At 70.5% G+C, this 25,170-nt stretch carries 28 protein-coding genes, 1 tRNA gene and 1 pseudogene; 14 read left to right on the forward strand and 16 right to left on the reverse strand.

Going from position 1 to position 25,170, the window contains the following annotated elements; all coding sequences use genetic code 11:
- Nucleotides 1-283: 283 nt before the first annotated feature.
- Together REH65_RS14595 and REH65_RS14600 are read left to right on the forward strand one after the other, a co-directional pair.
- On the forward strand, nt 284-664 hold the full coding sequence (locus REH65_RS14595) for a hypothetical protein (RefSeq protein WP_406692823.1): 381 nt from the start codon (nt 284-286) through the stop codon (nt 662-664).
- 229 nt (nt 665-893) lie between these two features.
- Nucleotides 894-1,979, forward strand: a pseudogene (locus REH65_RS14600) (recombinase family protein); the annotation flags it as partial.
- A gap of 685 nt (nt 1,980-2,664) precedes the next feature.
- Here REH65_RS14600 and REH65_RS14605 read toward each other — a convergent pair.
- From REH65_RS14605 to REH65_RS14625, 5 genes are all read right to left on the reverse strand, one after another.
- Nucleotides 2,665-2,737 (reverse strand) — tRNA-Ala (locus REH65_RS14605).
- A 92-nt stretch (nt 2,738-2,829) separates the two neighbouring features.
- Entirely contained in the window at nt 2,830-3,729 is a 900-nt protein-coding gene (gene glpR, locus REH65_RS14610; protein WP_406692824.1) for a gephyrin-like molybdotransferase receptor GlpR, read from the reverse strand.
- Between the two features lie 468 nt (nt 3,730-4,197).
- Nucleotides 4,198-4,863 carry a GNAT family N-acetyltransferase gene (locus tag REH65_RS14615; RefSeq protein WP_406692825.1) on the reverse strand — a complete coding sequence of 222 codons (666 nt, stop codon included), beginning with the start codon at nt 4,861-4,863 and terminating at the stop codon, nt 4,198-4,200.
- A 6-nt stretch (nt 4,864-4,869) separates the two neighbouring features.
- The gene (gene glp, locus REH65_RS14620; protein WP_406692826.1) at nt 4,870-6,093 is read right to left on the reverse strand and encodes a gephyrin-like molybdotransferase Glp; all 1,224 of its coding nucleotides are present in this window, start codon (nt 6,091-6,093) and stop codon (nt 4,870-4,872) included.
- 60 nt (nt 6,094-6,153) lie between these two features.
- Entirely contained in the window at nt 6,154-7,056 is a 903-nt protein-coding gene (locus REH65_RS14625) for a UTP--glucose-1-phosphate uridylyltransferase (RefSeq protein WP_281458183.1), read from the reverse strand.
- Between the two features lie 37 nt (nt 7,057-7,093).
- Between REH65_RS14625 and REH65_RS14630 the strand changes: the two genes are divergently transcribed.
- From REH65_RS14630 to mscL, 4 genes are all read left to right on the forward strand, one after another.
- Entirely contained in the window at nt 7,094-7,687 is a 594-nt protein-coding gene (locus REH65_RS14630; protein WP_406692827.1) for a 5-formyltetrahydrofolate cyclo-ligase, read from the forward strand.
- A gap of 97 nt (nt 7,688-7,784) precedes the next feature.
- Complete coding sequence (locus REH65_RS14635) at nt 7,785-8,096, forward strand: FmdB family zinc ribbon protein (protein WP_406692828.1); 312 nt, start codon at nt 7,785-7,787, stop codon at nt 8,094-8,096.
- Between the two features lie 234 nt (nt 8,097-8,330).
- Nucleotides 8,331-8,525, forward strand: a complete 195-nt coding sequence (locus REH65_RS14640; protein WP_406692829.1) for a hypothetical protein — start codon at nt 8,331-8,333, stop codon at nt 8,523-8,525.
- 139 nt (nt 8,526-8,664) lie between these two features.
- Entirely contained in the window at nt 8,665-9,135 is a 471-nt protein-coding gene (gene mscL, locus REH65_RS14645; RefSeq protein WP_406692830.1) for a large conductance mechanosensitive channel protein MscL, read from the forward strand.
- A gap of 12 nt (nt 9,136-9,147) precedes the next feature.
- Here the strand turns inward: mscL and REH65_RS14650 are convergent, their stop codons facing one another.
- On the reverse strand, nt 9,148-9,321 hold the full coding sequence (locus tag REH65_RS14650) for a hypothetical protein (protein ID WP_406692831.1): 174 nt from the start codon (nt 9,319-9,321) through the stop codon (nt 9,148-9,150).
- Nucleotides 9,322-9,440: 119 nt separating this feature from the next.
- On the opposite strand from REH65_RS14650, the gene REH65_RS14655 reads away from it, so the two are divergent.
- Nucleotides 9,441-9,773: an antitoxin gene (locus REH65_RS14655; RefSeq protein WP_406692832.1), complete on the forward strand. Its 333-nt coding sequence runs from the start codon at nt 9,441-9,443 to the stop codon at nt 9,771-9,773.
- Between the two features lie 81 nt (nt 9,774-9,854).
- On the opposite strand, the gene REH65_RS14660 is transcribed toward REH65_RS14655, so the two are convergent.
- From REH65_RS14660 to mrf, 9 genes are all read right to left on the reverse strand, one after another.
- Nucleotides 9,855-10,355, reverse strand: a complete 501-nt coding sequence (locus REH65_RS14660; protein ID WP_281458208.1) for a MogA/MoaB family molybdenum cofactor biosynthesis protein — start codon at nt 10,353-10,355, stop codon at nt 9,855-9,857.
- A 378-nt stretch (nt 10,356-10,733) separates the two neighbouring features.
- On the reverse strand, nt 10,734-12,134 hold the full coding sequence (locus tag REH65_RS14665; RefSeq protein ID WP_406692833.1) for a S1C family serine protease: 1,401 nt from the start codon (nt 12,132-12,134) through the stop codon (nt 10,734-10,736).
- 178 nt (nt 12,135-12,312) lie between these two features.
- Nucleotides 12,313-13,386, reverse strand: a complete 1,074-nt coding sequence (gene galT / locus REH65_RS14670; protein ID WP_406692834.1) for a galactose-1-phosphate uridylyltransferase — start codon at nt 13,384-13,386, stop codon at nt 12,313-12,315.
- On the reverse strand, nt 13,383-14,174 hold the full coding sequence (locus REH65_RS14675) for a DeoR/GlpR family DNA-binding transcription regulator (RefSeq protein ID WP_406692835.1): 792 nt from the start codon (nt 14,172-14,174) through the stop codon (nt 13,383-13,385). The genes galT and REH65_RS14675 overlap by 4 nt, the downstream gene beginning before the upstream one ends.
- 116 nt (nt 14,175-14,290) lie before the next feature.
- Nucleotides 14,291-15,718 (reverse strand): sensor histidine kinase, encoded by a 1,428-nt coding sequence (locus REH65_RS14680; RefSeq protein ID WP_406692836.1) that lies wholly within the window; start codon nt 15,716-15,718, stop codon nt 14,291-14,293.
- Nucleotides 15,719-15,729: 11 nt separating this feature from the next.
- The gene (locus REH65_RS14685) at nt 15,730-16,425 is read right to left on the reverse strand and encodes a response regulator transcription factor (RefSeq protein ID WP_281458194.1); all 696 of its coding nucleotides are present in this window, start codon (nt 16,423-16,425) and stop codon (nt 15,730-15,732) included.
- Between the two features lie 126 nt (nt 16,426-16,551).
- Nucleotides 16,552-16,704, reverse strand: coding sequence for a 50S ribosomal protein L32 (rpmF, locus tag REH65_RS14690; protein ID WP_406692837.1), 153 nt, complete (start codon nt 16,702-16,704; stop codon nt 16,552-16,554).
- Between the two features lie 93 nt (nt 16,705-16,797).
- Nucleotides 16,798-17,049, reverse strand: a complete 252-nt coding sequence (locus REH65_RS14695) for a type B 50S ribosomal protein L31 (RefSeq protein ID WP_406692838.1) — start codon at nt 17,047-17,049, stop codon at nt 16,798-16,800.
- The gene (gene mrf, locus REH65_RS14700) at nt 17,046-18,290 is read right to left on the reverse strand and encodes a ribosome hibernation factor-recruiting GTPase MRF (protein WP_406692839.1); all 1,245 of its coding nucleotides are present in this window, start codon (nt 18,288-18,290) and stop codon (nt 17,046-17,048) included. The genes REH65_RS14695 and mrf overlap by 4 nt, the downstream gene beginning before the upstream one ends.
- Before the next feature lie 79 nt (nt 18,291-18,369).
- On the opposite strand from mrf, the gene rpmB reads away from it, so the two are divergent.
- The 7 genes from rpmB to REH65_RS14735 all read left to right on the forward strand — a co-directional run bounded on the left by rpmB (nt 18,370) and on the right by REH65_RS14735 (nt 23,176).
- Nucleotides 18,370-18,606 (forward strand): 50S ribosomal protein L28, encoded by a 237-nt coding sequence (gene rpmB, locus REH65_RS14705; RefSeq protein WP_281458197.1) that lies wholly within the window; start codon nt 18,370-18,372, stop codon nt 18,604-18,606.
- The gene (gene rpmG, locus REH65_RS14710) at nt 18,606-18,773 is read left to right on the forward strand and encodes a 50S ribosomal protein L33 (protein ID WP_281458198.1); all 168 of its coding nucleotides are present in this window, start codon (nt 18,606-18,608) and stop codon (nt 18,771-18,773) included. Before rpmB ends, rpmG begins: the two co-directional genes overlap by 1 nt.
- 157 nt (nt 18,774-18,930) lie before the next feature.
- Nucleotides 18,931-19,236: a 30S ribosomal protein S14 gene (gene rpsN / locus REH65_RS14715; RefSeq protein ID WP_281458199.1), complete on the forward strand. Its 306-nt coding sequence runs from the start codon at nt 18,931-18,933 to the stop codon at nt 19,234-19,236.
- Nucleotides 19,233-19,466, forward strand: a complete 234-nt coding sequence (gene rpsR, locus REH65_RS14720) for a 30S ribosomal protein S18 (RefSeq protein WP_281458200.1) — start codon at nt 19,233-19,235, stop codon at nt 19,464-19,466. The genes rpsN and rpsR overlap by 4 nt, the downstream gene beginning before the upstream one ends.
- A gap of 78 nt (nt 19,467-19,544) precedes the next feature.
- Nucleotides 19,545-20,225, forward strand: a complete 681-nt coding sequence (gene bluB / locus REH65_RS14725) for a 5,6-dimethylbenzimidazole synthase (RefSeq protein ID WP_281458201.1) — start codon at nt 19,545-19,547, stop codon at nt 20,223-20,225.
- 58 nt (nt 20,226-20,283) lie between these two features.
- Nucleotides 20,284-21,771: a diguanylate cyclase gene (locus REH65_RS14730; protein ID WP_406692840.1), complete on the forward strand. Its 1,488-nt coding sequence runs from the start codon at nt 20,284-20,286 to the stop codon at nt 21,769-21,771.
- Nucleotides 21,772-22,033: 262 nt separating this feature from the next.
- On the forward strand, nt 22,034-23,176 hold the full coding sequence (locus tag REH65_RS14735) for a hypothetical protein (RefSeq protein ID WP_406692841.1): 1,143 nt from the start codon (nt 22,034-22,036) through the stop codon (nt 23,174-23,176).
- On the opposite strand, the gene REH65_RS14740 is transcribed toward REH65_RS14735, so the two are convergent.
- The gene (locus REH65_RS14740; protein WP_406692842.1) at nt 23,166-25,154 is read right to left on the reverse strand and encodes a tetratricopeptide repeat protein; all 1,989 of its coding nucleotides are present in this window, start codon (nt 25,152-25,154) and stop codon (nt 23,166-23,168) included. The two genes, REH65_RS14735 and REH65_RS14740, sit on opposite strands and share 11 nt — an antisense overlap.
- Between the last annotated feature and the right edge of the window lie 16 nt (nt 25,155-25,170).

Genomic DNA, 25,170 nt, shown 5'->3' on the forward strand with positions numbered 1-25,170 from the left:
GTGTGCCCCGGGGCGCCGAGGTCCAGTCGGTCGGTGGAGTACTGGCCCCGACGAGTGCCCGCGAGCAGTCGGGGAGTCGAAGTCCCACTGATCGCCCACGCCGACACCCCCAGCCACCACAACGCGCGTCAAGGCGCGTGCCCGCGCCCGATCAAGCCCCCGTGGTAAGGGCCGCGGGTGACCCGGCTGGGGTGTGTCCGCTGCGTCGACGGTTGCCCAACCGGCCGACCAGCGCCCGCGACCTCCCGCTCGGCAGCGGGCTCGCGGGCCGAAAGGTGCGCTCATGTGCCCCGACGAACCCCACGCCCAGCACGCCTCAACCGATGGAGGCGAGCACGAACCCGGCACCGTCGCCAAGATGCCCCACCTCGACGACAGCGCCGGCGTTACGGTTCCGACCGAACCCCAGCCGCGGGGCAACGCCAGCGCCTCAGCCAGGAAGACGCGAAAGCGAGGCAACGCCCGCCGGACCGGCCAGAACCTGGTCGTTCGCGGTGTCCGCCGCGATCCACCAGATATCCACAAGCTCGCGCAAGTGGTCGCCAGCCTCGCGGCAGAGATGTTGGAGGACGAGACCGACGATGAGCAATCGACACTGGCCGACACCGGCGCATCGGACAGCGCAACGACGGCTGACCAGCGACAACCTCGCCGGGCAGCGTAGGTCCGGGCGTTCCCCCTTCAACACACACAGCCACCACACCGAGCACGCGGTTACGCAACACTCGCAAGGAGGTCTGACGATGTCCCACGCACCGCCTCAACGACACGACCTCAGAGGGAAATCGAACCTGAACCTCCTGGAACCGGTCCGGGTCGGGATCTCACCCGCTGTTGACCAGTGAGCCGTTGGACGAAATCCCTTTGCTCACACCGAATCACGAAGGGCTGTCATGACCAGCGCATACGCTGACTCCAACGACGAGTTGCAGCAGGATATCGCTGTTCCTGTCGAGCACCCTGCGGATGGCGTGGAACCAGGGACGCGTGCGGTGATCTACCTGCGCGTGTCCTCCACCGGGCAGGTTAAGACCGACTACGACCCCGAAGGCATCTCCATCCCGGCCCAGCGGGAGGCGTGCCTGCGCAAAGCCAAGGACTTGGGCCTGACCGTCATCGATGAGTATGTCGAGCCCGGCCGCTCGGCGACGGAGATGACCAAACGGGAAGCGTTCCAGCGGATGCTGGCACGCGTGCGCGCTCAGGGTGATATCGACTACGTCATCGTCTACATGCTCTCCCGCATGGCGCGGAACCGCTACGACGACGCCATCGTCATGGCCGACCTCCGCAAACGCGGCGTCACGCTCGTCTCCGCCACCGAAGCGGTCGATGACTCGCCCGTCGGACAGCTCATGCACGGCATCCTGGCCACCTTCAACGAGTACCAGTCCCGCCAGTCCGGCGCCGACATCGCCAACAAGATGGGGCAAAAAGCCCGCACTGGCGGCACTCTCGGCCGCGCCAAAATGGGGTATCTCAACCACATCGACCACTCCGACGGCCGGGTGATCCGCACCATCGTCCTCGACGACGAGCGGGCGCCTTTCGTACAGCTCGCCTTCGAGCTGTACGACACCGGCAACTACACGCTCGATGAGCTCGCTGACGAACTCTACGACCGCGGCCTACGCACCCGCCCTACCGCCAAGCACCCGGCGAAGAAGGTCTCGATCAACAAGCTCTCCCAGATGCTGCGGGACCGCTACTACATCGGCTACGTGACCTACAAGGGCGAAGAGGTCCGCGGCCGGCACGAGCCGTTGATCGACGAAGACCTCTTCGACCGGGTTCAGGACCGGATCACCGCCCGGTCCGCGGCCAAGGAGCGGCGGCGGGTGCACCACCACTACCTCAAGGGCTCGCTGTTCTGCGGACGGTGCCGCCGAGCCGGGGTTACCCAACGGATGATCATCCAGCGCACCGTCAACTCCAAGGGCGCCGAGTACCTGTACTTCTTCTGCCGCAACCGGCAGAACAGCACCTGCGACGCCCCGCACGTCAACGCCGAACTGGTCGAGGACGCCGTCGAACGGCACTACGCCACGATCCGCTTCAGCCAGTCGTTCATCGGCGATGTCCGAGCCCAGATCGACACCGTCATCAGCGAACAGGAGAAATCCGCACGACTGCTGCACCAGCAACTGTCCAGCCAGCTTGCCGAACTCGACACCCAGGAGGAGAACGTGATCGACCTCGCAGCCGACGGCACTTTGCCGCAGACCAAGGTCAAAGCCAAGCTCCGCGACATCGAACGCCAGAGACGGCACCTCAACCAGCGCCTCGACACCGCCTCCGCCGACCTCACCGATGCCGCCCGCTTGATCGACGTGAGCCTGAAGCTGCTCGAACGGCCCGAACAGTTGTACCGGCGGTGCAACGACGAGCAGCGGCGCCTGCTCAACCAGGCGGTCTTCCACAACATCTACATCGAGGATGAGGAAGTCACCGACCACGATCTCCAGGAACCGTTCAGTCAGCTCCATGCCATCCAGCAGACGCAACGGTCAACGCGAGACACACAGCACAGCATGCCCGCCGTTCCGGTACCCCGAGACAGCAAAAGAGCCACCCGCCAAGCGGGTGGCCCGTCCTCGCCTTCCGGCGTCGCGGTACTACTCCAGGGCCTTCAATCAGGCACGTGTTCTAGTAGTACCTCTAAGGTGGAGCTGAGGGGAATCGAACCCCTGACCTTCTCGATGCGAACGAGACGCGCTACCAACTGCGCTACAGCCCCTCGCCGGTGAGTCAGACCCTCCGGCTTTGTTGTGAGGAGAGCTTAGCAAGCCCCGGTCCGGAGCTGTGCAGCACCCCCCCTCGTCGCGGATGTCACTCCCCGGCCGCCCTGCGGTAGGGCTCCCAGGTGCGCTCGTCGAGCTCGTCGAAGACGGGGTCCTCGTCGTCGATCTCGACGCGGACGCCGGGGACGACGGGGCGGATGTCGGCGGCGCGGTCCTGGGCGGAGACGGGTTCGGGCCTGCGCTCGGCCTCGACCTCCTCCTCGTAGTCCTCGACGAACTCGCCGAGCTCGTCGAACTCCGGGTCGCCCGCGTAGTCGTCGTCGTAGTCGTCCCGGTAATCGCCGTCCCGGTAGTCGCCATCGCGGTAATCGTCGCGCTCGTCCAGCTCGGCCTCGTCCAGCTCGGGTTCGTCGAGCTCGCGCTCGCCGTTGATGCGAGCCAGTCGGCGGGCGCGGATGTCCTCCTCGATGCGGACCTGGCGGCGCAGGTAGGTGAGGTAACCGACCAGCGACAGGTCGACGAGGACGTGACCCCACCACAGGACCGGCCACAGCAGGGCCGCCAGCAGCGCGGTGGTGACCGCGAGCAGCAGCATGGTGAGCACGATGCGCTGCCTGCGCGCGTACTTGGCGCGAGCGACCAGGGCCGCGGCCTCGGGGTCGTACCCACCCCGGCCCGGGCGGTAGCGACGACCGGCCCGGACGTCCTCGCTGTTGACGGGACGCCAGTCCTCGTCGTGCTCCTCGACGGTCTCGTCCACGTCCTGCTCGTCGACGTCCAGCCCGGGTTCAGGCATCCCGACCTCCACCCTGTCGGTTGTCGCGGCTTCCGATCTCGCCGGTCGCCGATCGCTGCCGCGCCGCACGACTCGGGCCGCGAGCGCGGAATCGGTGGTCCTGGACACTTCTTGCCGACGGCGGGCGAACATGGGCACCAGGACGACCAGCCAGGCCGCCGCCAGTGCAGCGAAGATCAATGAGCTCGGCATCGTCGCCACCTCCCCCTGGCCACCGGCAGTGCACAGATCTGCGATCGCCACGCTAGTCACATCGGTCACTCCTGTCTCGCAGCCACGCCGCGCAACAGTTGTGCCTCGGACTACAGAACCGCACGAACAGAGCAGTCGCGAGCAACATCGACACCGGCGTGTCGGGTTCCGCACCGCCGAATGCCCTCGATCAGGCGACCGTTCGGAGCAATCCGCGCTGCGCTGCCGCAGGTCGGGGCCCGCGGTGTGCGATCGATCTCAGCCGTTAGGACCTGTTGAGGCATGCGGCGGAGCCGCATCCTCGTTCACCACCCTGGCAGCCGGAACCGCCGCAGGTTCTGATCGGCTTCGTGGCGAGTACGCCGGGACGCCGCGTATCGGCATACTCAAGGAGCGGCGCACGGAGTCCACGGAGCCGATCAGGTTCTGCCACCCGCACCGCTGAGCAAGGTGATCGGCAAACAGCTCCTAGAAGCGGGTGGCGCCGCCGGAGCGGACTAGCCGGGTGACCGCGCCGTCCGGGACCTCCTCGGTCGTCAGCGCGTAGACGTAGTGGTCCCGCCACGAGCCCGCGACGTCGAGGTAGCGCTGGAAGAGCCCTTCGCGGCGGAAGCCCGACTTCTCCAGGACGCGGATGCTGCGCTCGTTCTCCGGCCGGACGGTGGCCTCCAGCCGGTGCAGACCCACCGGGCCGAAGCAGTGGTCGACGGCCAGCGCCACCGCGGCGGGCGCCACTCCCCCGCCCGCGAGCCTGCTCGCCACCCAGTAACCGATCCACGCCGAGCGCAGCGCGCCGCGCACCACGTTGCCGACGGTCAGCTGACCGGCGAACTCGCCGTCCACGGTGACCGCGAACGGCAGAGCCTGACCCCGGCGGGCCATCCCGCGCAGCGCCGCCCACTGGCCGGGCCAGGCGGCGGGGGCGTTGCGCTCCCGCCAGCCACCGAGCGCCGTCGGCTCCCACTTCTGCAGGTAGTCGCGGTCCTGCAGCCGGGTCCGGCTCCAGATCCCGCCGTCGCGCAGCCGGGGCGGTCGCAGCGCCACCGCACCGCGCGCGGTGCGCAGCGGGCCGAGCCGCGCCGGCCAGCCCGGGTGGCGGCCGATCGGGAACCCATCAGCGTCGGTGGGCTGCATCCGGGCTCACGAACGCTGCGAGAGGAACCGCACCTGCACGTCCTCGCCCGCCGCGACCTCCGTGACGTCCTCGTCCACGACGATCAGGCAGTTCGCCTCGGCCAGCGAGGCCAGCAGGTGCGAACCGGAGGTGCCCAGCGGTTGCACCAGGTAGGAGCCGTTCTTGGGGTCGCGCAGCAGCTGGCCGCGCAGGAATCCGCGACGGGCCTTGGTCGCGGTGATCGGCGAGAGCAGCTCGGCGGAGACGCTGCGGCGGTGCGGGTTCTCCTTGCCCAGCGCGGAGCGGATCAGCGGCCGGACCAGGACCTCGAAGACCACCAGCGCGCTGACCGGGTTGCCGGGCAGCACGAACGTCGGGATCTCGTCGGGGCCGAGTCGCCCGAAGCTCTGCACCGAGCCGGGCTGCATCGCGACCCGGTCGTCGTCGAGCGAGCCGAGGTCGGCCAGCGCGGAGCGCACGTCGCCACCGGCGGCGCCGCCGACGCCACCGGCGATGACCACGATCTCGGACAGCAGCAGCCGCCCCTCGACGACCTCGCGCAGCCGGCGCGGGTCGTTGCTGGCGATGCCGACGCGGGTGACCTCGGCGCCGGCGTCGCGGGCGGCCGCGGACAGCGCGTAGGAGTTGACGTCGTAGACCTGGCCCTGGCCGGGCGTGCGGTCGACGTCGACGAGCTCGTCGCCCAGCGAGATGATCGAGACGCGCGGACGCGGGTGGACCAGCACCTTGTCGCGGCCGACGGCGGCCAGCAGTCCGACCTGGGCCGAGCCGATGGGCGCGCCCCGGCGGACGGCGACGTCGCCGGTCTGCACGTCCTCGCCGGTCCGGCGGACGAACGCGGCGGACGGGACCGGCTGCTCGACGGTGATCTTGGCCGGGTGCTCGTCGGTGTAGCCCAGCGGCACCACGGCGTCGGCCAGGGTGGGCAGCGGGGCACCCGTGGCGACCCGCACCGCCTGACCGGGCTGGAGCCTGCGCGGCTGCCGCGAACCGGCCGGGATCTCCCCGACCACCGGCAGCACCACGGACTCCTCGGCTGCCGACTGCACGTCGACGCTGCGCACCGCGTAGCCGTCGACCGCGGCCTGGTCGAATCCGGGCAGCGCCCGTTCGGCCACGACCTCCTCGGCGCACAGCAGTCCCTGCGCCTCGGAGATCGCCACCCGAACAGGGGCGGGCCGGACGGCGGCCGTGAGCACGCGCGCCAGCTGCTCGTCCACTGACCTCATGGCTGTCGCCTCTTCCCCGCTCCTCACCGGCGCCGGGGTGGGCCTACCCGGCGTTCGGCATCAGCTTCTGTCGATCCGCTCGGCGAGCCAGTCCCGCAGGTCCGGCCCGTACTCGGGATCCGCTAGCGCGAAGTCCACCGCAGCTTTCAGGAAACCGCCAGGATTTCCCAAGTCGTGTCGCCCACCGTGATGGACCACGACGTGAACCGGGTGTCCCTCCGAGATCAGCAACGCTACGGCATCGGTGAGCTGAAGTTCGCCACCGGCGCCGGGCTCGATGCGGCGCAGCGCGTCGAAGATGGCCCGGTCCAGCAGGTATCGGCCCGCCGCGGCCAGCGTCGACGGCGCGTCGCCCGGGGCGGGCTTCTCGACCATCCCGTTGACGATCTTGACGTCGTCGGCGTCGGTGTCGGCGACGTCGAAGACGCCGTAGGCGGAGATGTGCTCGCGGGGCACGTCGAAGGCGCACAGCACGCTGCCGCCGTAGCGGGCGCGGACCTCGGCCATCCGCTTCAGCACCCCGGTCGGCAGCACGAGGTCGTCGGGCAGCAGGACGGCGACCGCGTCATCGTCGTCGCCGAGGGAGTCCTCGGCGCAGCCCACCGCGTGGCCCAGCCCGAGCGCCTTCTCCTGGAGCGCGGTCTCGGCCTCGATGAGCTCCGACGCCCGGTGCACCTTGGCCAGCAGGCCGTCCTTGCCCCGGGCCTTGAGGGTCTGCTCCAGCTCGGGGTTCGGCTGGAAGTAGTCGGCGACGGCGCCCTTGTCCGGCGAGGTGACGATGATCAGGCGTTGCGCACCGGCCTCGGCCGCTTCGGACGCCACCAGCTCGATCCCGGGCGTGTCCACGACCGGGAGCAACTCCTTGGGCACGGCTTTGGTGGTGGGCAGGAACCTGGTTCCCAGGCCTGCCGCCGGCACGATGGCGGTCCGGAACGCGGTCGGCGTGCTCGTCGGGCTGCTCATGACGCCGCAGCTTATCGGTCAAACCTAGAGTGAACCCGTGAGCTCACTGGATGAATTCTGTACGTCGAAAGCGGACTGGCGGAGCCGACTGTTGCGCCAGCGCGACGAACTGGACGAACCAACCCGGCAGGCCGACGACCGCGCGCTGCTGACGAGCCTGCTCGGCTGGTTGCGGCAGCGGGACCTGAGCGTGGTGGCCGCGTACGTGCCGGTCGGGCCGGAGCCGGGCGCCGATCTGCCCGCGCTGCTGCGCGAGGCCGGGCTGCGGGTGCTGCTGCCGATCGTGCGCCGGAAGCAGCCGCTGGACTGGGCCGAGTACACGGGTCCGGACTCGCTGGAACCGGCGACGTTCGGACTGCTGGAGCCCGCGGGCGAGCGGCTGGGCCCCGACGCGATCTCCCGCGCCGAGGTGATCCTCGTCCCGGCTCTGGGCATCGATCACCGGGGAGTCCGGCTGGGGCGTGGGGCCGGTCACTACGACCGGTCGCTGCCGCTGCGCGATTCGGCGGCCGAGCTGCTGGGCGTCGTGCGGGATTCCGAGTTCGTCCCCGCGCTGCCCGGTGAGGACCACGACGTGCGGATGACCAGCGTCGTCACGCCCTCGCGCGGGGTCGTGCGGCTGCCGGTGTGACGTAGCGCTGTTTGCACTGGACACCCCTGATCTAGCATTATCGGGTTAGCACTCCCGTAGTTTGAGTGCCAAGCCCAGATTTCGGAGGTTCGCGGCCGTGCCCACATATCAGTACGCCTGCACCGAATGTGACCATCGATTCGAGCAGGTGCAGTCGTTCAGCGAGGACTCCCTCACCGAGTGCCCGCAGTGCCGCGGCCGCCTCCGGAAGCTGTTCAACGCCGTGGGCATCGTGTTCAAGGGCAGCGGCTTCTACCGCACCGACAACCGGTCCTCGTCCTCCGCGTCGAGCACGACCGGCTCCTCGTCGAGCTCCTCCTCGGACTCGTCGTCCTCGACGAGCTCGTCGACGAGTTCCAGCTCCTCCTCATCGGGGTCGTCGAGCAGCACCACCGCCGCGGCTTCCTGATTCCGCACTTCCCGGCCGCCGGTCACCTTTCGAGGTGACCGGCGGCTTTGTCGTGCGCCCGAGAAGTCCGAATTCCGCGGCCGGGCGGCATCCGCGTTCATTCGCAGGGGTGAGCCGAGTTGTCCACAAGCACCGGGTTGCTCCACAGATTCGAACCCGCCCCTTCCCCCGCCGGTGAGCGCGTCCCTACCTTCGGACGAACCGATCTCCGCCGAACGCTCAGGGAGGCGCGCCATGCCCGCACGCTCCGGGCTCGACCCCACCCCGCTGGACAGGCTGCGCGACCTGCTGCTGAGCAGGAGCAGCGCGCTGTGGCTGCGCCGAACGGCCGCCGCGACCCTCCTGCTGCTGGCGCTGGTCCTCGCCATCGGGGAGGTGCGCAGCGATGTGGACATCACCACAGGGGTAACCCAATCGGGTGAGCATTGAGCGTCGGTAATGACTTTCCGGGATTCAACTACCGTTACGCTGCCCCGCAGTGCCTGAAACCGCGCCGATCGGTGGCGAGAAACGGCGCGATCATCGATCCGGAAAATCCGGACCCGCATTCTTCGAGAGGAGTTCCAGCGTGCTCAAGGGATTCAAGGACTTCCTGATGCGCGGCAACATCATCGACCTCGCCGTCGCGGTGGTCGTCGGTAGCGCCTTCACCGCGCTGGTCACGGCCTTCACGACCAGCATCATCAAGCCGCTGATCGCAGCCACCGGCGGTGGCAACGTCACCGGCCTGAGCCTGACGGTCGTTCCCGGCAACAACGCTTCCACGATCGATTTCGCCGCGGTGATCAACGCGGTGATCACGTTCTTCATCACGGCCGCCGTCGTTTACTTCCTGTTCGTCGTCCCGATGAACAAGATTTCCGAGCGCCGCAAGAAGGGCAAGGAAGAGGGTCAGTCCGAGCCCACCGACGTCGAGCTGCTGCTGGAGATCCGCAACCTGCTGCGCGCCGAGCAGGGCCTGCCGCACATCGAGGGCCTCGCCAGCACCGAGGAGAAGACCGCCTCCACCAACGGCGGCACCGCGTCCTCGCGCAACTGACCTGATCCGGCCCTAGCGGGCGTCGTGGTGCGGGGGGCGGTTCTCGCGGTACCAGCTCTCGCGGGTGCTCGCCGAGGACGGCTCGGGGCGATCGTCGGAGGTCGTCTCCGGGAGCACGTCGCCGAAGATCTCGGCGAGCCTGCGGCGCCGGTCGCGCTCGGCCTTCTTCTCGGATTCGCTGGTCACCCGTCCATCCTGCCTCGATCGCGATCGTTCTCGCACGAACCGGTCTCAGCGAGTGTGAAATCGGTTACAGTGTGTGCGTATCTCGCCGTCGCGGGAGACAGCGACGCAGGGAGGCTGCGATGAGTTTCCTGGACAAGGCCAAGGAACTGGCCGGCCAAGCCAAGGGCAAGGCCGAGGAGCTCGCCGAGAAGGCGAGCCCCCACGCCGCCAAAGGGCTCGACGCCGCCAAGTCGAGCCTGGACAAAGCCACCGGCGGCAAGTACCACGACAAGATCGAGTCGGTGAGCGGCAAGGTCGAGGGCGTCCTCAAGCGTGACTCCGGCGGCGCCGACGCCGGCCCCGGGAATTCCGCCAACGGGGACTCCGCGAAGAAGGACGACCCCGGAACCGGGTCCAACGGTTCGCAGAACAGGGGCCCCGACGACCCCACCGGCGGTGCGAAGCCCAGCTGATCGACGAGAAGAGCGGTGGCGGTTCCCACGTGGGAGCCGCCACCGCTCTTTCGTTCTCCCCTCAGGGAGTCGTCGTCCGCCTCACGGGGTGTCGAGCCCCGAGAGCTGCTCGATCACGTGGGCCACCAGCGGTGTCAGGGTCGCCATGCCGTCGCGGACCGAGGACCGCGAACCCGCCAGGTTCACCACCAACGTGCTGCCGGAGACCCCGACGAGCCCGCGCGACACCCCGGCGTCGACCGCACCCGCGGCCAGCCCGGAGGCGCGGAGCGCTTCCGCGATGCCCGGGACCGGCCGGTCCAGCACGCCCGCGGTCGCGTCCGGCGTGACGTCCCGGGGCGACACGCCGGTGCCGCCGACCGTGATCACCACGTCGACACCGCCGATCACCGCGGTGTTCAGCGCGTTGCGGATGTCCACCGTTTCACCGGCCACCGCGACGGTCCCGTCGACGATGAATCCGGCCTCTTCCAGCAACTCGGTCACCAGCGGACCGATGTTGTCCTCCTGCTCGCCCTGGGCGATCCGGTCGTCCACCACGACCACCAGAGCCCGCCCCAGCCGCTGCGCGCTGCGTTCCATGCCGGTAACCGTAGTGCCAAGGTCGGGTTCGGTCAGGTCAAAGGAGTCGGTGAGCTCCACCAATTTCGGCGCGATCCCGGTCACGGTGCGCGTCTTGTCAGACATGGTCCTCCCCAGATGTTCCTTCGTCTTCACAACCACCCTCGCCACTGGCACCGCCGCGGGTTCTCAGACGTCGCCTGGTGAGGACAGCCGCAGCGCCGTGTATTTGGTCATACATCAGTCGCGGATCCCGGAGCCAGGCGGCGTCTGAGGTTCCGCTACCCGCACCGCTGCGCAGAACGAGTTCTCAGACAAGCATTTGGACACGTCGGCCGGTCCCGGAGCCGCACAGGAAGGGGGCATGGGCTCCGGGAACTCGGCCGACGCGATCAGGGGTCAGCCCTTCTGGCCGACGAGCGTCACGTCGACCGTGCGCTCGCCGCCGGGGCCGGTGACGGTGATCTTGACCCGATCACCGGGGTTGTGCGATCGAACCGCGGCGACCAGGGCGTCCGAGTCGAGGATCGACCGGTCGTCCATCTTGGTGATCACGTCGCCCGGCTGGAGCCCGCTCTGCTGAGCGGGGCCGTTCGGCGTGACCTCGCGGACCATCGCACCGGGCTGGTTGGCGTTGGTGATCATCACGCCCAGCGTGGTCTGGCTGGCCGAGCCGGTCTCCTTGAGCTCGGTGGCGATGCGGCGGGCCTGGTCGATCGGGATCGCGAAGCCGAGGCCGACCGAACCGGCCTGCTCCTGGCCGGAACCGGGGCTGTAGATCGCGGAGTTGATGCCGACCACGCGGCCGTCCATGTCCACCAGCGGACCACCGGAGTTGCCGGGGTTGATCGCGGCGTCGGTCTGCAGCGCGTTGAGGACGGTGTCCTGGCTGCCCGACTCGCCGCCCGCGCGCACCGGGCGGTCCTTGGCGCTGACGATGCCGCTGGTCACGGTGCCGGACAGGCCGAACGGCGAACCGATCGCCACGACCTGCGAGCCGACCGGCAGGTCGTCGCTGCGGCCGAGCTCGGCCGGGGTCAGCCCGGTGATGTCGGCCTTGACCACCGCCAGGTCCGAGTTCGGGTCGGTGCCCACGACGCGCAGCGGCGCGGTGCGGTTGTCGTGGAACAGCGCGGTCAGCCGACCGCCCTGGCCGCCCTCGGCGACGTGGTTGTTCGTGAGGATGAGGCCGTCGCTGCTGAGCACGATGCCCGAGCCCTCGCCGGAGCCCTGCGAGCTGGCGATCTGGATCTGCACGACGCTCGGCAGGACCTTCTGCGCGACCTGCTGCACCGACCCCTGCGGCGCGGTGCTGGCGCTGCGGGCGGGCTTGGACTCGTCGAGCGCGCTGGCCCCGGTGCTGGTGTCACCGGCGAGCTGGTACCCGACGAAGCCGCCGACACCGCCTCCGACCAGGCCACACACCAGCGCGAGCACGGCCACACCGGTGGCCAGGCCACGGCCGGACTTCTTCTGCTGCGTCGCCTGGCCCGAGGCGTACCAGGGCTGCTGCCCGAACTGCTGGGTCTGCTGCGGCTGCTGGTGCACGCCGTACGGGTGCTGCTGCGCGTAGGGGTCCTGGCCGTACGGGCCGGGTTGCTGCGAACCGGGCTGGTTGGGCTGGTTGGGCTGGTACTGGGTCGGCTGCGTCGGCCGGCTCGCCGAACCGGGCTGGGCCTCGGCGGTGTTCGGCTGCTGGGACGACACCCCGGACTGAGGGGTTTCGCCCGCGCCGACGCCTTCTCCGCTCGGCTTCGGCTCGTCCGGCTTGTCACCGAATTCCGGGGTGTGTTCGGTCATGGCTCCCACTGTGCTCCGGGCGTCTGAGAAGTGCCTGAGATCTGGCTGTGGTCCCGGATGATAAGTCGCCATGATCGTCCTCACCTACCCCGTCGAACCGCCCGAAAGGCGAGAGCGGGTCGGGAGTTCCGGTTCGAACCGACCGGTCGACGCGGCCGGTTCGGACCCGCTGCCGCGCTCAGCGCAGGCGGGCGGCGATCTGCTCCGGGGTGGCGTCGTTGATCCACACACCCATGCCGGACTCCGAGCCCGCGAGGTACTTCAGCTTGTCCGCGCTGCGCAGCACCGAGAACAGCTCCAGGTGCAGCCACGACAGGTCGCGGCCGGTGTTGACCGGGGCCTGGTGCCAGGCGGCGATGTAGGGCAGCGGCTTGTCGTAGAGCCGGTCCAGGCGCCCGAGCACGTCCAGGTAGGTGGTGGCGAAGTCGTCGCGCTCGGCGTCGGTGAGCGCGACGATGTCGGGGACCTGGCGGTGCGGCACGATCTGCACCTCGACGGGCCAGCGCGCGGCCGCGGGCACGAACGCCGTCCAGTGCTCGGAGTCGACCAGCACCCGCTCGCCGGAGGCGCGCTCGGCGGCCAGCACGTCGCCCATGACGTGCGTGCCGTGCTCGGCGCGGTACTGCTCGGCGACGCGAAGCATCGTCGCGGTCTTGGGCGTGACGAACGGGTAGCCGTAGATCTGCCCGTGCGGGTGGTGCAGCGTCACGCCGATCTCCTCGCCGCGGTTCTCGAAGCAGAAGACCTGCTCGACACCGGGCGTCTCGTTGAGCGCGGCGGTGCGGTCGGCCCAGACGTCGACGACGCCGCGCACCCGCTTCGCGCTCAGCGAACCGAACGAGGAGTGGTGGTCGGAGGTGAAGCAGACGACCTCGCAGCGGCCCCGCGCGGGCGCGGCCGGAACCATCGGCATCCCGTCCACGACACCCGCCTCGCCGGGGATCCCTTGGGCGAACGACGGGAACTGGTTCTCGAAGACGACGATGTCGTAGTCGGGCTCGGGGATCTCGCTGGGACGCCCCGGGGTGCTCGGGCACAGCGGGCACATCTCCGCCGGCGGCTTGTAGGTGCGGGACTGCCGGTGCGCGGCGATGCCCACCCACTCACCGGTCAGCGGATCACGCCGCATCTCCGACGCCGGCGCCTGGGGCGGCAGCTCGCGGGTGTCCTCCGCGGTGCGCTCCTGGGCGCCGTCGTCGTCGAAGTAGATGATCTCCCGGCCGTCGGCCAGGCGGCGCGCGGTGCGCTTCACTCTTCCTCCTCCGTTGGCTGCTGATCTGCCAGCAGCAGCTCGACGTGCTCGCCCAGCAGCTCGCGCGCCTCGGGCGGCAGCCCCTGATCGCTGATCAGCAGGTCGACCTCGTCGAAATCGACGATCGTCGAGATCCCGACGGTCGACCACTTGGAGCTGTCGGCGACCACCACCAACCGGCCCGCGGCCTCGGCGAAGGCCCGGTTGGTCTCGCTCTCGTTGAGGTTCGGCGTGGTGAATCCGGCGCGCGGCGCCATCCCGTGCACGCCGAGGAACACCAGGTCCAGGTGCAGCGAGCGCAGCGACTGCACGGCCACCGGTCCGACCAGCGCGTCGGAGGGCGTGCGCACACCGCCGGTGAGCACGACGGTGCGGTCGACGCGGCCGCGCTGCTGCAGGGCGTCGGCGACGCGGACCGAGTTGGTGACGATGGTCAGGTCCGGGATCTCGTCGAGCTGGCGCGCGAGCGTCCAGGTCGTGGTTCCGGCGGACAGGCCGATCGCGGTGCCGGGCTGGATCTGCTCGGCGGCGAGCGCGGCGATCGCTTCCTTCTCGGTGAGCTGCCGGACGGACTTGGCCTCGAAGCCGGGTTCGTCGGTGCTGGTGCCGATGGTGGAGGTCGCGCCGCCGTAGACCTTCTCGACGAGGCCGCGCCGGGCCAGCGCGTCGAGGTCGCGGCGGATGGTCATGTCGGACACGCCGAGCCGTTGCACCAGCTCGCCGACCTGCACGGCTCCGGTGCGCCGCACCTCGTCGAGGATCACTTCCTGGCGTTGTCGTGCGAGCAAGTCCACTCCCTGGCCCGGCGCCGTCTTTCACCCGTCAAGTCAACAAAAACAAACAATACCTGACGGAATACGGGACCGACAGCCGGGGATCAGCCGCCTGAAATGGAATCAGATGTTCATTGCTGTTCGTTTTGCTGAGAGTTGCCGGGCAACGACATGCGCAGCAGCGCACCGCCCTCCGGGGCTTCCGCGGCCAGCACCGAACCGCCGTGCCGCTCGGCGACCTGCTTGACGATCGACAAACCCAGGCCCGAGCCCGGCAGCGTCCGCGCCACCGACGAGCGGTAGAAGCGCTCGAAGACGTGCGGCCGGTCGGCCTCGGCGATGCCCGGCCCGCTGTCGGCGACCTCCAGCACCGTCATCCCGGCGCCCTCCTCCGGCCGCAGCTCGACCCGGACGCGCCCGCCCTCCGGACTCCACTTCGCGGCGTTGTCCAGCAGGTTCAGCACCGCCCGCTCCAGCGCGGTCGCGTCGCCCATCATCACCCACGGGCTCAGATCCACGTCGAACTCGATGCGCGGGGCGCGCCGCCGGGCCCGGCCCAGGGCGCGCTCGACGACCTCGACCAGGTCCACCGGCTCGTGCACGGCCTGCGGGGTGTCCTCGCGGGCGAGCTCCACCAGGTCGCCGACCAGCGCGGACAGCTCCTCCACCTGGGCCTGGACGTCGGAGAACATCTCCCGCTGGTCCTGCTCGGACAGCGACGGCGCGTCCGGCCGGGCCGCCGCCTGCAGCAGCTCCAGGTTTGTGCGCAGCGAGGTCAGCGGCGTGCGCAGCTCGTGCCCGGCGTCGGCGACCAGCCTCCGCTGCCGCTCCTGCGACTCGGCGAGGGCGGTGAGCATCCCGTTGAAGCTGGCCGTCAGCCGCGCCAGCTCGTCGTCACCGCTGACCGGGATCGGCCGCAGATCACCCGTCAGCGCCACGCGCTCGGTGGCGGCCGTCAGCCGCTGCACCGGCCGCAGACCGGCCCGAGCGACCGCGGTCCCGGCCGCCGCGGCGAGCAGGATCCCGGCACCGCCCATCACCACCAGGACCACGCTGAGCTGCGCCAACGTGCCCTGGGTCGGCTGCAGCGAGGTCGACATGACCAGGGCCGCGTTGCGCCCGGTGGGCACCGCGACGACGCGGCTGTTGCTGGCCTTGTCGGTGCGCAGCGAGCGCTGCGCCTCGCCCTTGGCCACCGAGAGCTCCAGCACGCTCATCGGCGGGCGCTCTTCCGGGCCGAACACGGTGCCGTCCGCGGACAGCACGTTGATCTTGAAGTTGGTGGCGACGAAGAACGCCACCGGCACCTGCTGGAGGTCGGCGGTGCGCACCAGCGGCCCCTCGGCGGCCTCCACCGCGCGCTCGGTGAGGTTGTCGTCGAGCTGCTGGTAGAGGCTGTCGCGCACGGTCACGAACGCGCCCACCGACACCAGCGCCACGGCACCGGCCACGCACATCGCGGCCAGCCAGGTGACGCGGTTGCGCAGCGACACCCGCTGCAGCCGGCTCGGCCGCGGCGGTTCGTCCAGCTCGGGTGGGGGCGGTGCGGGAACGGTCATCGGATTGCCCATCATGGCGGCGTCTCGCGGAGCACGTAGCCGACACCGCGCACGGTGTGGATCAGCCGCGGCTCACCCTCCGCCTCGGTCTTGCGGCGCAGGTAGCCGATGTAGACCTCCAGGGCGTTGCCGGAGGTCGGGAAGTCGTAGCCCCACACGTCCTCCAGCAGCCTGCTGCGGGTGAGCACCTGCTTGGGGTGCGTCATCAGCAGTTCCAGCAGGGCGAACTCGGTGCGGGTGAGGCTGATCGCGCGCTCGCCGCGGCGGACCTCGCGGGTGCCCGGGTCCAGCTCCAGGTCGGCGAAGCGCAGCGCGGCGGGCTGGGCGTCGGGGCCGCCCTCGGGCGGCGTGGCGCGGCGCAGCAGCGCGCGCAGCCGGGCCAGCAGCTCCTCCAGCGCGAAGGGCTTGGGCAGGTAGTCGTCGGCGCCGGCGTCGAGCCCGGCGACCCGGTCGGACACGGCGTCGCGGGCGGTGAGCACCAGGATCGGCAGGTCGTCGCCAGTGCTGCGCAGCCGCCGCGCCACCTCCAAACCGTCGAGGCGGGGCATCATCACGTCGAGGACCATCGCGTCCGGGCGGCTGTCGGCCAGCAGGTCCAGTGCTTGTTGACCGTCCGCGGCGAGCTCCACCTGGTACCCGTTGAACTGCAGGGACCTTCGCAGCGACTCCCTCACGGCACGATCGTCGTCGACGACGAGGATGCGCATGCGGACAGTGTTACCCGTTGCCCTGAGAACCAGCTGAGAAGCCCCGCCACCTCGCGCGTCGCGGTGACGGCGGTCTCGACCGCGGCGCGCGCCGATCACGGTTGGTGACGACGCGCGCCGGGACGCTCACTTCTCCTGGAAGTGCCGGATCAGCGCGCGGGGCACCAGCTTCCGCTCGCCGTCGACGACGATCGGCACCAGCTCGGGCGCCTTCGCCTTCCACTGCGAGCGGCGGTGGCGGGTGTTGGCCCGCGACATCTTGCGCTTGGGAACGGCCATCTCTCGGTTCTCCTCCCATCGGATGCGGCGAAGCCGCTGCTTGAGGTGTGGGACTCGGCTCGCACCGCCGCGCGAGCCGAGCGCTGCCTGCCCCTACCGCTGACGGTCGCCGTAGCGGCGGCGGAACTTCTCCACCCGGCCCTGGGTGTCCATGACCCGCTGGTTGCCGGTCCAGAACGGGTGCGAGTAGGCGGTGACGTCGATCGTGATCAGCGGGTACGTGTTGCCGTCCTCCCACTCGATGCGGGCCTCGGAGGTCGCGGTCGAGCGGGTCAGGAAGGCCTTGCCGGTGGTGCGGTCCTGGAACACCACGGGCTCGTAGCGGGGGTGGATGTCGGGTTTCACTGGTTGCCCTTCAGCTCGGATTCGGCGGGTTCGGCGCAGGGTTCTTCGCGCCAGTCGGCGAACGGGTCGGGGTACCGGGCCCAGACCTCCTCGCCGGCGGCCAGTTCGTCGTCGGTGAGCACGGCGTCGCGCAGGGCGCGGACGATCTCGTGCGGGTCGGCGTCGCAGGAGATGACCACGAGCTCGTTCATCCGGTCGCCGTAGTAGTCGTCCCAGCTCAGCGCGGCTCTCATGCGCCGGTCGTCGGACAGGTCGTCCCAGTCGTCGACGGTCGCCAGCCACGGTCCGGCGTGGGCGACGGCCAGCCCGCCGCCCGCGGACTCCAGCCACAGCGCGTCGTCGGGCTGGCTGGCCACCCAGAACCGGCCGCGGGTGCGCACCACCCCGTCCAGCAGCAGGTCGATGGCCTCGTGCAGGCGCTTCGGGTGGAACGGGCGGCGCTCCTCGAACAGCACCGTTGCCACGCCGGCGTCGGTGTCGAGCGACGGCTGGCCGCGCAGCAGCCTGCCGTGCGGGCCGTCGACCTCACCGCGCCGGGCGTCGGCGGGGACGCGGGCGAGCAGGGCGTCGACGTCGAGGTCGTCGAGGTGGACCAGCGGTGCGGTCGGGGTGAGCCGGGCCAGCACGGCTTCGGTGCGGACCCGCTGCCAGCGGTCCTCGGCCCGACCGGCGAGCACGATCGCGTCGGCGAACTCGGCCTGGCAGACGGTCACCTGCGCCACGGTCCGCTCGTCGTCGGCGCTACCGCCGAGATCGCGTTCGGCGAGCTCCTCCTCGCCGAGGCTGTCCGGCAGCCAGGTTTCGAGGTCGACGGCGGTCAGGACGGCTTCGACGGCGACGTCGGTGAGCAGGGTGCGGCCGTCGACCTCGACGTGCCGCAGCGCCCAGCAGATCGCCTCGGGTTCCAGCGCCGGGTCGAGCCGGACGACGATGCGGCGCACGTCGGGCGCGGCGGCGAGCCTGCGCAGCAGCGGCAGGAGGTCCTCGCGCAGCGTGCAGGACACGCAGCCGTGGGCGAGTTCGAGGACGTGGCTGTCGACGTGGTCGCCGTGCCGGACCTCGCGGCGCACCACGCCTTCGGAGATCGAGCGCAGGTCGGCGTGCACCAGGGCGGTGCCGGACGGGTCGCGGCGGCGCGCGGCCTCGGCCACCTCGGCGACCTGGGGTTCGCGGAGTCCGGCCACCAGCAGCAGCGGCGTCCGCGCGGACGGATCGGTGAACATCCCCACCTCAATCGACAACGGTTTTCATCTTCGCTACCGACACGCTACCCTGGGGGCCAGCCAGATGAAAATGGATGTCGTTATCGAGAGGTAGGTCATGTCCGTCCGCTGCCAGGTGACCGGCAAGAAGCCCGGTTACGGCAACCAGGTTTCGCACTCCCACCACAAGACCCGCCGACGCTGGCTGCCCAACGTGCAGAACAAGCGCTACTGGCTGCCGTCGGAGAACCGCTGGATCCGCCTTCGGGTGTCCACCAAGGGCATGAAGACGATCGAGAAGCGCGGCATCGACGCGGTCGTGGCCGACATGCGCACCCGAGGAGAACGCTTCTGATGGCCAAAGCCACCGACACCCGCCCGGTGATCAAGCTCCGCTCCACCGCGGGCACCGGCTTCACGTACGTCACCACCAAGAACCGCCGCAACACCCCGGACCGCATGCGCCTCCGCAAGTACGACCCGGTAGCCCGCAAGCACGTCGAATTCCGCGAAGAACGCTGACCCCACCACTCCCCCGGCCACACACGCAGGTGTCACCCGGTCGAAAACCCCGGTTTTCATCGGTCAAAAACAGCGGTTTTCGTCGTACAAAAACCGCGGTTTTCGACTTGAGTCGCCGGATCGGGGGGTGTGGGACGCGAAGTCGAGAGAGGAAGGCATGGCCAAGAAGTCGAAGATCGCCCGGAACGAGCAGCGGAAGGAGATCGTCGCGCGGTACGCGGAGCGGCGGAGCGAGCTGAAGCGGATCATCGCGTCGCCGGAGACCGAGCCGGAGGCGCGGGTCGAAGCCCAGCGGGAGCTGCAGCGGCAGCCGCGGAACGCGAGCCGGACCCGGGTGCGCAACCGGGACGCCGTGGACGGGCGGCCGCGCGGGTACTTCCGGAAGTTCGGGCTGTCCCGGGTGCGGCTGCGCGAAGCCGCGCACAACGGCGAACTGCCCGGTGTGACGAAGTCGAGCTGGTGAGCGCCGTGCGCCGACCCGCCGAACGCCGCAAGAAGCCGAACCTCCTGCAGCGCGAGGGCGTCGTCCAGGTCGACTGGAAGGACGTCACCCTGCTGCGCAAGTTCATCTCCGACCGGGGCAAGATCCGCTCCCGCCGGGTCACCGGTCTGACCGCGCAGGAGCAGCGGGAGGTCGCCAAGGCGATCAAGAACGCCCGCGAGATGGCGCTGCTCCCCTATCACCACAAATAGGGCGATCCGTTCGAACAACGTGCGATACCGGTCACCTTGAGCGCGGGTGACCGGTATCGGCGTGCAGCATTGACCGCGATGAAGACCCCTGGACACAACCCCGGCCTGACCGATTCCGCCCCCGCCGCCGAGCTCTACGACGTGATCAACCGCAGGCGCGACGTCCGCCGCGAGTTCTCCGGCGCCGACATCCCCGAGCCGGTGCTGCGCCGCGTGCTCACTGCCGCGCACACCGCGCCCAGCGTCGGGCTCTCCCAGCCGTGGGACTTCATCCTGGTCCGCGACGCCACCACGCGCCGCCAGTTCCGCGAGCACGTGCTCGCCGAGCGCAGCGTGTTCGCCAGCGGCCTCGACGGCGAGCGGGCCGACACCTTCAGCAAGATCAAGGTCGAGGGCATCGTGGAGTCCTCGCTGGGCATCGCCGTCACCTACGACCCGAACCGCGGCGCGCCGCAGGTGCTGGGCAGGCACGCCATCGCCGACGCCGGCCTGTACTCGGTGTGCCTGGCGATCCAGAACCTGTGGCTGGCCGCGACCGCCGAGGGCCTGGGCGTCGGCTGGGTCAGCTTCTACCGCGAGGAGTTCCTGCGGCGACTGCTGGGAGTTCCCAGCGAGGTCAGGCCGGTGGCATGGTTGTGCGTGGGGCCGGTTCGCGAGCTCGCCGACACGCCGGACCTGGAGCGGCACGGGTGGCGTCAGCGGATGCCTCTTGAGGACGTCGTGCACTACGAAGCGTACGGACGTGGTCGCAACCGGTAACCTCGCACGGGGCCGCTCGGCCGAGCGGCCACCATGACGCGCTCATGACGAGGTCGCGGTGCAGCTGGAGGATCAACCGCTGGCCGGCCACATCCCGGCCCAGGACCGGCTGGTGAGGCAACTGCTCGACGCAGGCCGCTTCACCAGAGCCGATGCTGCCTTCGACGAGCTGTTGGCCGGTGGTTCGAACTCCGTCGACTCCCGCTGGGTCCGCTCCACGGTGCTGGTGCACCGCGCGGTGCTGGCCTGGCGGCTGGGCCGCATCCCGCTCGCGCTGGAGCTGCTCACCGACGGCTGGACGGAGCTCGACACGCAGCCGCCGACCGGCGGGTCCGCCGCGCACACCATCAGCATGCTCGGCTTCATGCTGGAGGGCATCGGCAGGCGCGGACCGGCGATGGACCTGATGTCGCTGGCCGTGCAGATCGCCCGCGAGTCCGGTGACCAGCCGACGCTGGCGCACTGCCAGCTCCGCGAGGGCATCTCCCGGGTGTTCCGCGCCGCGACCCACCCGGACCAGGCCGCGCACCAGTTCGCGGCGGCCCGCGAGCTGTCCGAGGAGGCCCAGTCGCTCGCCAAGCCGGGCCGGGTCAAGCGCAGCGCCCTGGCGGTCCTGGCCCGCTCGCTGGCGGGCATGGGCGAGGTGGAGACCGCCGAGCGCGTCGCGCACGAGGCGCTCAAGCTCGCCCGCGACTCCTCCGACATCTACGCGACGGCGATGGCGAACTGGGTGCTGGCCGGCATCAAGCGCTCCGAGGGCGTGCTGACCGAGGCCCGCACGTTCGCGAGCCGCGCGTTGGAGGGCGCGGAGAACGTCCACGAGTCGCTGCTGATGATGCGGTTCTCCAGCGATCTCGCCGAGATCTGCCGCAGTCTCGGCGACCCGGTGGGCGAGGCCGCCGCGCTGCGCCGGGCGGTGACCGCCGCGTTCTCGGCCGTCGACATCCTCAAGGAGGGTCTCGGCCAGGCGTTGGAGCAGCGCAGGGTCGCCACCCAGGCCCAGCGGATGGCGATGGCCGCCCGCGAGGCGGCGCTGCGCGACCCGCTGACGGGCCTGGCCAACCGGCTCGGTCTGGAACGGATGGCCCCCGTCCTGCTGGAGCGCACCGCCGCGGCCGGCCGCATCCCGTGGCTGGTGCTGCTCGACGTCGACTGGTTCAAGGACGTCAACGACTTCGCCGGGCACACCGCGGGCGACGTGGTCCTGCAGGAGGTCGCGAACATGCTGCGCCGCGAGTGCCGCGCCGGCGACCTGCTGTGCCGGTGGGCGGGCGACGAGTTCGTGGTCCTGCTCGTCGACGCCGCCGAGGACTCCCGCGAAGCGGGCCCCCTGGTCGCCGAACGCATCCGCGCCGCCGTCAACGCCCACGACTGGCGCCTGGTCCTGGGCCGCCTGGAGAAGAAACCGACGGTCAGCATCGGCGTCGCCGCAGGCCCCAACGACCTCGACCAGCTCTTCGCCTCCGCCGACATCGCCCTCTACAAGGCCAAGCGCGCAGGGCGGAACCGCGTGGAAACCGAAAGCCGGGAACCCGGCTCCGACTAGGATCGAGCGTCATGCCGACCCCGCCGACCCTCGCCGAACCGGCGAATTCCGCGCTCCGGCACGGTAAGATCCCACCCTCGCCCAGGAACCAGGAACCAGGAACCAGGAACCAGGAACCAGGAACCAGGAACCAGGAACCAGGAACCAGGAACCAGGAACCAGGAACCAGGAACCAGGAACCAGGAACCAGGAACCAGGAACCAGGAACCAGGAACCAGGAACCAGGAACCAGGAACCAGGAACCAGGAACCAGGTGGCGGCCGTGTCCGGTGAGCGGGCGCGGCGGTGGGATTCGGCTCCGGTGCAACGCCGCATCCTGGGGGCGGCCCGGACGCTGACGGCGCTGGACCGGCTGCTCGACGTGCTGCCGCTGCTGGCCGACGACATGCGGGTGGAGACGCGTTTCGCGGTGTGCCCGGGTTCGGAGTTCGCCACGAACCTGGCCGATGAGCTGCGCGGTTCGGCTGCGAACGTGGTCGGCTGGGGTTCCGGCGAGTTCGACCTGGCGGTCTCGCCGAGCGGCAACGGCCCGCTGCACGAGCTGGACGGCCGGGTCCTGACGCTGCCGCACGGCGCGGGTCACCACAAGCGCGTGGCGACGGAAACCGGTGTGGCCGAGGAGATCTCAGGGCTCTCCCGGCAGCAGCTGGTGCACGGCGGCGAGGTCGTCCCCACCGCCATCGGCGTGTCCCACGTGGACAGGCTGGAGGATCTGCGCCGCCAGTGCCCGGAGGCGGTTCCGCGCGCAGCGGTGATCGGTGATCCGTGCTTCGCGCGGCTGCGCGCGAGCCTGCCGCTGCGCGAGCACTACCGCCGGGCTCTGGGCGCGGGTGATCGTCGCCTGGTCCTGCTGGCGTCCACGTGGGGCCCGGAGTCGCTGTTCGCGCGACGCGGTGACCTGGCGAAACAGCTGGTCACCGAGTTCCCGGACGCTCAGGTGGCGTTGGCGCTGCACCCGAACGTGTGGACGCGCTACGAGCGCCTGCAGCTGGAGACGTGGCTGAGCACGGCCCGCTCCCGCGGTCTCGTGCTGCTCCCCCGGATCCGCGCGTGGCAGGCGGCGCTGGTGGCGGCGGACGTGGTGGTGTCGGATCACGGCAGTCTCGCCCACTACGCGGCCTGCTTGGGAAAACCGCTGCTGCTGGGCGCTTTCGGCGACGCGGAGGTGGCGCCGAAGTCGCCTATGGCGCTGCTCGGCGAGCGCGCGGCTCGGCTGGATCCGCACGCGGACCCGCGTCCGCAGCTGGAGGGCGCGAGACCGGTCCCGGGGCACGCGGAGCTCGCCGGGCTCACCTTCGCCGAGGACGCGTGCGCACGGCTCCGCGCGCTGATCTACGACCTGCTCGACCTGCGGGAACCGTCGTGGCCCGCGACGCCGGAGCCGGTGGAGGTCGTCACCCCGTGAGCCTGCTCCGGACCCGCTCTCCGCGCGGGCTGTGCGCCTCGTCGTAGATCGCCAGGGCTTCGCGCAGCGCCTGCTCCCGTTCGGCGCCGGTGAGCGAGTCCGCGAGCAGTTCGAGCGCTCCTGCGAGGTCGAACGACGCCTCCCGCCGCCGCGCGATCGACACCGATTCGCGCAGCGCGGTCACCGCCTCGGCGTGCTCGCCGAGGGCCTGGTGCGCCCGGCCCATCTCGGACCGGACGCGCTGCACGAGCCGCGTGTCGTCGCGTTCTTCGAAGCAGGACAGGGCTTTTCGCAGCAGTTCCAGCGCCCGCTCGGGTTCGCCGAGCGCGATGTGCGCCATCGCCATCCGGTGCTGCTGGATGGCCTCGCCCCGGGGCTTGCCGAGTTCCCGGTTGATCTCCTCGGAGCGGGTGTGCAGCGCGATGGATTCGCCGAATTCCCCTTGCGCGTAGCGCACTTTGCCGAGGAACTCGACGGCCGAGGCGAGTCCCCGCCGGTGTCCGATCCGCTCGGCGAGCCCCACCGCGGCCTCGCACTCCGCCGCCGCCTCGTCGAACCGGCCGAGCTCGGTGAGCAGCTGTCCGCGCAGGCTCCGCAGCCGCGCCTCCGCGAGCTCGTCGCCCAGCCGCTGAGCGGATTCGACGCCGATGACCAGCGCGGACAGCGTGTCGGCGTAGTTCTTGTGCTGGTTGTGCAGCGCCCACAGCGGGCTTTCGCAGAGCACGACGACGTCGGGGTCCCAGTCGCGCGCGGCGGCGGCCCGGATGACGGCGAGGAGGTTCAGCCGTTCCCGTTCGAGCCATTCGCGCCCGGTGGTCCGAGTGAACGGGTTCTCCCCTTCGAGCCGGTCTTCGACGGCCCGGAACCGGTGCGGGTCCATCACGGCCCGGTCGGCGAACCCGCCGGTCCGCCGGTACCAGGCGACGAGCCGGCGCAGCGCCTCGTCGTCGGTGACGGTGCCGAGGTGTTCGGCGGCCAGCGCGGGCAGCAGGTACTGACCTTGGTCGTTCTCCTCGACGAGGCAGACGCGGTGCAGCTCGGCGAGGTGGTCGTCCGCCTCCGGGTCCCCGGTGAGCGCCGCGATCGCGTCGGCGCTGAACGCGGTTCCGGGGAACGCGCCGAGCGTCCGGTAGCAGCGCGCCTGGGCGTCGGTGAGGTCGGCGACGGTGACGTCGTAGGCGGTGAGCGCGTCGCGGAGGTGGTCGCGGCGGTGTTCCCGCAGTTCGCGTGCGGTGCGCGCGAGGTTCCAACGGCGCTTGAGCATCTGCCCGACGATCAACCGCAGTGCCCGGGGAACCCGCCCGCACAGCTCCACCACCTGGGCCGCGGACGCGGGATCGTCGTCGACGGCGATGCCGCGTTCCCGCAGGTAGTCGAGGGCGTGCGCGGGTTCGAGCGCGGACAGCCGGATGGGCCGGGCCCCGTCGATCGCCAGCTCCGGCGCGTCGGTGGCGGCCGTGCACACCACCACGCACCCGGGCGCTGCGGGCAGGAGCTCCAGCAGCGGTTCGGCGTCGGTGACGTGGTCGAACCCGAACAGCACCCGCCGACCGCTGGTGCGGCTGCGCAGCTGCGCGATCCGATCCGCGGCGGACGCGGGAACGTGCTCGTCGGCGGCCCCGAGCGACCGCAGGCACCGCGCGGCCACGTCGTCGAGACTGCGCGCCCGGCCGCCGAAGTCGATCCACAGCACGTCGTCGAACTCGTCGGCCACGTCGTGCGCCCACATCTTCATCAGGGCGCTGGTCCCGACCCCACCGGCCCCGCTGATCACCGCGAACCCGGCCCGCCCGTGACGCTCCTCGGCCAGCACCGCGTCGAGCACGGCCCGCGGCCCCTCCCGATCCACGAACCCCACCGGAGCGGGCGGAACCTCCCGAGCAGCCTCCCGCCGCACCTCGGCCGCGTGGAAGTGCACGTCACCCGCGATGCCGCCCTGCACCACGTTCCCCGCCGAACCGCTGAACTCGTTGCGCATCCCAGCCCCAGAGCAT

The organism is Saccharopolyspora sp. ID03-671 (assembly GCF_045278815.1).
Lineage (GTDB): Bacteria > Actinomycetota > Actinomycetes > Mycobacteriales > Pseudonocardiaceae > Saccharopolyspora > Saccharopolyspora ipomoeae.

What these genes read in the sequence shown, in the direction of transcription:
- REH65_RS14660 (WP_281458208.1), bottom strand. Translation starts at nt 10,355, where the DNA reads ATGGAACGCAGCGCGCAGCGGCTGGGGCGGGCTCTGGTGGTCGTGGTG.
- bluB (WP_281458201.1), top strand. Translation starts at nt 19,545, where the DNA reads ATGAAGACCCCTGGACACAACCCCGGCCTGACCGATTCCGCCCCCGCC.
- glpR (WP_406692824.1), bottom strand. Translation starts at nt 3,729, where the DNA reads ATGCCGAGCTCATTGATCTTCGCTGCACTGGCGGCGGCCTGGCTGGTC.
- REH65_RS14665 (WP_406692833.1), bottom strand. Translation starts at nt 12,134, where the DNA reads ATGACCGAACACACCCCGGAATTCGGTGACAAGCCGGACGAGCCGAAG.
- REH65_RS14640 (WP_406692829.1), top strand. Translation starts at nt 8,331, where the DNA reads ATGCCCGCACGCTCCGGGCTCGACCCCACCCCGCTGGACAGGCTGCGC.
- rpmG (WP_281458198.1), top strand. Translation starts at nt 18,606, where the DNA reads ATGGCCAAAGCCACCGACACCCGCCCGGTGATCAAGCTCCGCTCCACC.
- REH65_RS14685 (WP_281458194.1), bottom strand. Translation starts at nt 16,425, where the DNA reads ATGCGCATCCTCGTCGTCGACGACGATCGTGCCGTGAGGGAGTCGCTG.
- glp (WP_406692826.1), bottom strand. Translation starts at nt 6,093, where the DNA reads ATGAGGTCAGTGGACGAGCAGCTGGCGCGCGTGCTCACGGCCGCCGTC.
- rpmB (WP_281458197.1), top strand. Translation starts at nt 18,370, where the DNA reads ATGTCCGTCCGCTGCCAGGTGACCGGCAAGAAGCCCGGTTACGGCAAC.
- rpmF (WP_406692837.1), bottom strand. Translation starts at nt 16,704, where the DNA reads ATGGCCGTTCCCAAGCGCAAGATGTCGCGGGCCAACACCCGCCACCGC.
- rpsN (WP_281458199.1), top strand. Translation starts at nt 18,931, where the DNA reads ATGGCCAAGAAGTCGAAGATCGCCCGGAACGAGCAGCGGAAGGAGATC.
- REH65_RS14655 (WP_406692832.1), top strand. Translation starts at nt 9,441, where the DNA reads ATGAGTTTCCTGGACAAGGCCAAGGAACTGGCCGGCCAAGCCAAGGGC.
- REH65_RS14625 (WP_281458183.1), bottom strand. Translation starts at nt 7,056, where the DNA reads ATGAGCAGCCCGACGAGCACGCCGACCGCGTTCCGGACCGCCATCGTG.
- REH65_RS14680 (WP_406692836.1), bottom strand. Translation starts at nt 15,718, where the DNA reads ATGACCGTTCCCGCACCGCCCCCACCCGAGCTGGACGAACCGCCGCGG.
- REH65_RS14740 (WP_406692842.1), bottom strand. Translation starts at nt 25,154, where the DNA reads ATGCGCAACGAGTTCAGCGGTTCGGCGGGGAACGTGGTGCAGGGCGGC.
- REH65_RS14615 (WP_406692825.1), bottom strand. Translation starts at nt 4,863, where the DNA reads ATGCAGCCCACCGACGCTGATGGGTTCCCGATCGGCCGCCACCCGGGC.
- REH65_RS14595 (WP_406692823.1), top strand. Translation starts at nt 284, where the DNA reads ATGTGCCCCGACGAACCCCACGCCCAGCACGCCTCAACCGATGGAGGC.